This is a genomic window from Steroidobacter sp., assembly GCF_016790065.1.
Lineage (GTDB): Bacteria > Pseudomonadota > Gammaproteobacteria > Steroidobacterales > Steroidobacteraceae > Steroidobacter.
On sequence record NZ_JAEUPY010000704.1, the window covers coordinates 1 to 5,407 of the forward strand.

The 5,407-nt window shown below is 61.3% G+C and carries 5 protein-coding genes; 4 read left to right on the forward strand and 1 reads right to left on the reverse strand.

Features of this window, described 5'->3' with window-relative positions:
* On the forward strand, window positions 1-584 hold a 584-nt coding region (locus tag JNL55_RS28900; protein WP_293862839.1), incomplete at its 5' end, for a sensor histidine kinase.
* A gap of 6 nt (window positions 585-590) precedes the next feature.
* Here the strand turns inward: JNL55_RS28900 and JNL55_RS28905 are convergent.
* Window positions 591-2,300, reverse strand: a complete 1,710-nt coding sequence (locus JNL55_RS28905) for a methyl-accepting chemotaxis protein (protein ID WP_293862841.1) — start codon at window positions 2,298-2,300, stop codon at window positions 591-593.
* A gap of 359 nt (window positions 2,301-2,659) precedes the next feature.
* Between JNL55_RS28905 and JNL55_RS28910 the strand changes: the two genes are divergently transcribed.
* The 3 genes from JNL55_RS28910 (at window position 2,660) to JNL55_RS28920 (ending at window position 5,404) form a co-directional block, all read left to right on the forward strand.
* The gene (locus tag JNL55_RS28910; protein WP_293862843.1) at window positions 2,660-2,878 is read left to right on the forward strand and encodes a DUF3562 domain-containing protein; all 219 of its coding nucleotides are present in this window, start codon (window positions 2,660-2,662) and stop codon (window positions 2,876-2,878) included.
* A gap of 213 nt (window positions 2,879-3,091) precedes the next feature.
* Window positions 3,092-4,363, forward strand: a complete 1,272-nt coding sequence (locus tag JNL55_RS28915; RefSeq protein WP_293862845.1) for a glycerophosphodiester phosphodiesterase family protein — start codon at window positions 3,092-3,094, stop codon at window positions 4,361-4,363.
* 111 nt (window positions 4,364-4,474) lie between these two features.
* Window positions 4,475-5,404: a S1/P1 nuclease gene (locus tag JNL55_RS28920; protein ID WP_293862847.1), complete on the forward strand. Its 930-nt coding sequence runs from the start codon at window positions 4,475-4,477 to the stop codon at window positions 5,402-5,404.
* The last annotated feature ends 3 nt before the right edge of the window (window positions 5,405-5,407 follow it).

The window sequence follows — 5,407 nt, forward strand, 5'->3', positions numbered from 1 at the left end:
AGAAACAGCAGGATCCAGAAGCCCGGCACCGCATGGAACGCATCGACATCTCCGTGCGACGCATGAACGACGTCATCGACGGCATGCTGGGGCTGGCACAGCTCACCAAAGTCGAACTGGCGCGCCGCCCGGTCGATCTCAACTCGGTCGCGGCCGAAGTCGTTCAGGAATTACAGCAGCAATATCCCGAGCAACGCGTGCACTTCAACATCGACTGCGGCCCGGCCATTCACGCCGATCCGAGATTGATGCGTAGCCTGGTGTTCAACCTGCTGGGCAACGCTTGGAAATATACCAGCCACTCAGAACGTCCGGCGGTGACGCTGACACGCGTCCAGGACGACGCTGGCCCGGCTTTCGTGGTCAAAGATAACGGCGTGGGCTTCGATATGAACTTCGCCCAACATTTGTTCGAGCCGTTCCGACGCATGCACACCATGTCCGAGTTCCCGGGCGTTGGTATCGGCCTCGCGACCTCGGCCCGCATCGTGCAGCGTTACGAGGGCCGGATCTGGGCAGAAAGCACCGTCGGCCACGGTGCGGCGTTTCATTTCACGCTGCCGCAGGCTTCAGCGACCGAATAGGAAACGTCAGAACTCCTGCCAATCGTCGCCGCTGGCTTTGGCCATCGGCGCGACGGCGGTCAGTTTGCGCGCCACCGGAGCAGATCTCACCGGCGTGCTTATAGGTTTGACGACGGCCAGCGGTTTGGTCGCCATCGGCGCGCCGCCAATCGACGTAGCATTGCCCGACGTGCGGAACTGCCCCACCTGCGACACCAGCCCCTGGCCTTGCTGTTCCAGCGACTTGCTCGCTGCGGAAGCCTCTTCGACCAGCGCGGCATTCTGCTGCGTCATCGCGTCCATCTGCGACACGGCGTTATTCACCTGAACGATGCCCTGCGCCTGCTGTTCGCTAGCGGCGGCAATCTCAGCCACGATGTCACTGACTCGCTTCACCGATGCCACGATGTCGGTCAGCGTGCGGCCCGACTCATCCACCAGCTCGGAGCCGGCGCGCACCTTGGCGACGGAATCGTTGATGAGCTCTTTGATTTCTTTCGCGGCGCTGGCGCTGCGTTGCGCGAGGCTGCGCACTTCGGAAGCCACCACTGCGAAGCCGCGCCCCTGTTCGCCAGCGCGTGCGGCTTCGACTGCGGCGTTCAATGCCAGCAGATTGGTTTGGAATGCGATCTCGTCGATGACGCCGATGATGTCCGCGATCTTGCGGCTGGAAGCGTTGATCTCATCCATCGCTCCAACGGCTCGCTGCACCACCTCGCCGCCCTTCTCAGCATGCGTACGCGCGCTGCTGGAAAGCTGATTGGCCTGGCGCGCATTGTCGGCATTCTGTTTCACCGTCGCCGTCATCTGCTCCATGCTGGAAGCCGTTTCTTCCAGCGCCGCAGCCTGCTCCTGAGTGCGCTGGTTCAGATCGTCATTGCCACGAGCGATCTGCAAGGCGCCGCTGGACATGGATGCCGATAGCGACTTGGTCGTCGAGATGACGGTGTGCAACTTCTCGATGAAACCATTCAACGAACGCGCGATGTCGCCGAACTCGGCATCCATCGCAGGCAATTGATAGGTGAGATCGCCGTCGCCGGCGCGCAGATCTTCGGTCGCACGCAATACCTGGCGCAATGGATTGACGATGCTACGAGCGATCGCAATCGCCAGCACGATGGACAACACCACCGCGATGGCACCGCCGCCGAGCAACACCTTGCTGGCGAACGAGCTGGCCGTTTCAGCCGTCGCGTTCCGCTCAGCCAACAATTGCTGTTGGATATCTTCGATCTCAGCGAGGATGGCGCGCATCGCGTCCATGCTCTTCTTACTGCGAGCCTCGCGCTCCAGCGCAACGACGTCCGCCATCGTGGCGTTGCCGGTAATCACTTCGCGACGCAGCTCGATGGCCGGTTCCAGGGCTTGCGTGACCCACTCTTGCTGAGCCGCTTGAAGCCTTTTGAGTTTTTCCTCGACCCGCTCGTCGGCGGTCAATTCATCGAGTTTGGCGGCATGGGCGGCGAACTCCTGCCGGCCGACGTTGTAGGGCCCCAGAAAGGTGTCGAGGCCGGCGAGCAGGAAGCCGCGGGTGCCGGTCTCCATATTAATGAGAGCGTCGGTCAGGCCGTTGACCTGTTCGATGACGTCGTAGGTCTGCACGCTGGCGCGCTGGGCCGCTACCTGCCTGCTTTGGCTGACAGTGGCCACCACGATCAATACCACTAGGATCGCCACCACGAGCGCAAACGCCGCGATCAGACGCGAGTTGATGCTGAGTCTGGACAGGCTCACGGCCACTCCCACGCAAACGAGTTTGGTACCCCGCCTCCCTTATCGGTCGCTGCCTACGGCAGCTTGATTAAGTCCGCGGCAATTCGGGGATCGCCGTAAAATCCGCGGCCCATTTCACCCGGAAAAACTTACAGGCGTGGCACGTGGCGCTTGACTTGCGCAATCGGCCCGTTCCGCCAATGTGACAGCTCGTCGGCGACTCGCCAGCAAGCGCTCGCAAGTGACTGACACCGCAGAAAAAGCTTATTGGGCTTATGCACCAAAATAGCGCAGACGGCGGGAAGTTAACGGCCGGGAGCTGAACTGCGGCTAACATGCGGCCCGCCGATGAACACGTCTTTCACCACACCGGAGGGATCATGACCGTCTTGCGCAATACCGCAGGTGATCCGGCCAAACAGCAGTTAGCCATCGAAGCTCTTGCCAAAGAGAGCGACGCCCCGGTCGAGCATGTCCGCGAGCTGTACGAAATCGAGCACGCGCGCCTGAACCAGCAAGCCCGTGTGAAGACGTTCGTGTCGGTGATTGCCACCCGCCTGGTGCGCAACGTGTTGCACGCGGAACGCAACCCCAGCTGATTCCTCGTCGCTGCTTGATTGGGTCGATCCCCTTCTGGGATCGGCCGCTGTGCGCGCCACTCGCGCCACTGACGGCCTTGCCGTCATCTACCGATCATCCAATCGCAATCTGAGTTGAACCTCGCCGGCGTATTCCTAGGCCGGTTCGCGCGCCCATGAATCAATGGCAAGGAATGCGGCGCCGGACTCCCTATCCATTCGCAGGAGAGTTCCATGCCTCATCCCATGCAATTGGCCGCACCCGCGGCTTTGCTGGCGGCGCTTTGCTCGTTGGCCGCGCTGGCCGGCGACCACGACCGCAATGACGATGCCGACCGTCATGACTCCAAAAACGGCTGGGCGCGCAGCTCGGTCCAGGTCGGCGACCGGCCGTTCTATCTGATCGACGGTCTCGACGACAGCCGCCTCAAAGACAAACTGCAACGCTGCGAGAACGGCCCGTTCTACAAAACTGATTTTTCCATCGCTCACCGCGGCGCGCCGCTGCAGTTTCCCGAGCACACCAAAGAATCGTATGAAGCCGGTGCGCGCCAAGGCGCGGGCATCGTGGAATGCGATGTGACTTTCACCAAGGACGGCGAACTGGTGTGCCGTCACGCCGAGTGCGATCTGCACACGACTACCAACATCGTCGACACGCCGCTGAACGGGCAGTGCACGGTGCCGTGGTCGGGTCAGGGCTCGAGCCCCAAGTGCTGTACCAGCGACATCACCTTGGCCGAGTTCAAGACCTTGAAAGGCAAGATGGATGCGTCCAACCCCAACGCGACCACAGCCAAAGGTTATCTCGGCGGCACCGCTTCGTGGCGCACTGATCTCTACACCGGTCGCGGCACGTTGCTCACGCTGCGCGAAAGCATCGAGCTGAACAAAAAGCTCGGCGTCAAACACACTCCGGAACTGAAGTCCGGCGATCCGCAGCGCCTGCTCACCGTATTCGGCGGCCAGGAAAACTACGCGCAAAAGATGATCGACCAGTTCAAAGCCGCCGGCGTGCATCCGCGCGACGTGTGGCCGCAGTCGTTCGACGTGCGTGACGTGCTGTACTGGATCAAGAACGAGCCGCGCTTCGGTCAGCAGGCCGTTTATCTGGACGATGTCGATCCTTCGTCCGGTTTTCCGCGCCTGACCTTGGATGAGCTGAAGCAGCTCAAGAAACAAGGCGTGAAAATCATCGCTCCGCCCATCGGCGTGCTGCTGGCAGTGAACGACGCCAACCAGATCGTGCCTTCGCAATACGCATTGGACATCAAAGGCCAGGGCTTCGACATCATCACCTGGTCGTTCGAGCGTGCCGACCTGCGCAATGGCGGCGTTGGTGCCGGCTTCTACTACAGCTTCGACCCGACCGGCCGTGCGCTGAAAAAAGACAGCGATATGTACAAAGCGCTGGATGTACTGGCCAAGAAAGTCGGCGTCATCGGCGTTTTCTCCGACTGGCCGGCCACCGTGAGCTATTACGCGAGCTGCATGGCATTGAAATAGTTCCTGACAACGCGATTGGCATTTCATGCCACACTGGTTCGAGTTCGCGCCGCCCAGCGGCGGCGCGAACTCTGGTAACAATGTGGGCTCTGGAATGTCGCGGTTTTCCCAATGAAGCCAATCGCTGTTGCGCTAATCGCTCTGGCCCTTCCCTGCTCCGCCGCGCATGCCTGGTCGCGGCCGGGTCATATGGTGAGCGCCGCCATTGCTTATGACGAGTTGAGCGCGCAGGAACGCAAGACCATCGACAAGATCGTGGCGCTGGCGGAGAAACATCCCGACCGTGGCACCTTCGAAGTCGCGGCCGGTCGAGCCACCGGTGAAGAACGCAGCCGTCGCATATTCCTCGAACTCGCACGTTGGCCCGACGACATTCGCGGCGGCGTTCACGATCATCCGACGTGGCATTACTCGTCGCGCCCCATCGTCGATGCCTCGTCGTCACCGGCCAAGCTGCCCGACGATGTTCCGCAGGGTTCAGCACTCGAAGCCTTCGCACTGAACTTGAGTGTTGCGGCCGATGCTCGCGCGTCCGCAGGTGAACGCGCGGTGGCGCTGTGTTGGGTGTTTCATCTGGTCGGCGACATGCATCAACCGCTGCATAGCGTGTCGCAAGTTTCCAAACGTTTCCCGGAAGGTGATCGCGGCGGCAGCCTGCAATTCGTTCGCGATCCTCACAACAACGAGCCGGTCACGCTGCACTGGTATTGGGACGACAGCGTCAGCCGCGACGGCGAGCTCGACGCAGTGACTCGTTCGGCCACCGAGTTGATGCGTCGGTTACCGCGTGCTCAATTCAAAGAACTGCAGCCCTTTCAAAACACGATGGAATTCTCCGTGTGGACTCAAGAGAGTTATGAAATAGCCAGCACCTTCGCCTACGGCCCCGACCTGCGGGTCAGCGATTCCGCACGCACCGCTCCGCAACTGCCGAAGCGTTACCTGGATCGATCCCAAGAAATCGCCGAGCAACGCCTGACCTTGGCCGGCTACCGCCTCGCCGCGGTACTGCGCTGGGCTTTTCGCGAGCCGCCCCGCTAGCGA